Annotated in this window: 1 protein-coding gene and 1 pseudogene; one reads left to right on the forward strand and one right to left on the reverse strand. The window is 41.9% G+C overall.

The genetic code is table 11. The annotated features are described in order from the left end of the window. A pseudogene (locus tag EAO38_RS08530) lies at nucleotides 1-310 on the reverse strand (hypothetical protein); the annotation flags it as partial. Between the two features lie 74 nt (nucleotides 311-384). Between EAO38_RS08530 and EAO38_RS08535 the strand changes: the two are divergent. Continuing rightward, nucleotides 385-1,143, forward strand: a 759-nt coding sequence (locus EAO38_RS08535) for a tetratricopeptide repeat protein (RefSeq protein WP_162982757.1), incomplete at its 3' end; no start/stop codon positions are given.

The raw sequence follows: 1,143 nt of genomic DNA on the forward strand, positions 1-1,143 counted from the left end.
TTGTGCCTGTGCCTAAAAACTTGGGGTGCTTGGGGTCTTGTTGCCAGTTAAAATACAATTTAGCCATAATGTGGTTTTGATCCCATGTGTCTATGTAATAGGAGATATGACCTTTAAGCCACTTAATGCCTCTATGATCGCTATCCCACTGCTTAAAATTAAAAGAACTATGCTCCACCAAAGAGATAAATTTTAAAACACATTCAGAATTGACATGTCCGGGGAAATCAATTTGAATGGGTGTGGCTTCTTGGGCGTAAGTGAGGGTAATCCAACTCACCCATACAAGACAAATTTTAACTAATCTCATCACTCTAAAGCCTATGGTAGTTATCTAAAAAGTTTAAGTCCTTTGGTTTAATTCTTAAACAATAGGAGGCAATGATGTTAAGAAAATATCTTATTATGCTGTTTCTAGCGGTGGGTGTGCTGGGTGCTCAAGACAACACTTTACAACAAGCAGAGGCAGCTTACAAGAGGAAGGACTACCCCAAAGCCTTTAGACTTTACAAACAGGAGGCGCAAAGAGGGGAGGCGCAGGCGATCTATCATTTGGGATTGATGTATTACTATGGGCAGTGGGTGGATATAGACTACAAAAAAGCCTTTAACTACTTTAAGAAAGCCGGAGAAATGGGGATAGCAGATGCCTATCTTGAGTTAGCAGACATGGTTGCAGATGGCAGAATAGCCAAAAATGCCAAGGGGGAGCCTTTTGCTTGCGAGAAAGCACTCTCATACGCTAACAAAGCCCTAAGTTTAAGCCCAAAGAGGGCAGATATCTATGAAAGAGTTGGGTTGCTTTATCTTAGGGTTCAATGGAGCAACCATACTTGCAGTCTTAAAGACTTTAGCCAATACTCCCAAGAAGTCCAATACAAGCAAAAAATTTTTCAAAAGGGGTTGTCTTATCTTGAAAAGGCGGGGGAAATGGGCGATTTTAATGCCTACACAACACTAGGCTACTGTTATGCTGCGGGCGATTTCAGGTTTGAGCGTAGTTTTGACAAAGCCAAACAATACTATCTCAAAGCAGTAGCGGTGCTAGAAAAAGCGGGGGCAAAGGGGGATAGCCAAGCCTATAATGAGCTGGGATTGATTTATCAAGATGAGAGCAGCAATCTTAGCACGGGGACTATCCTA

The organism is Helicobacter vulpis (assembly GCF_003660395.1).
GTDB lineage: Bacteria > Campylobacterota > Campylobacteria > Campylobacterales > Helicobacteraceae > Helicobacter > Helicobacter vulpis.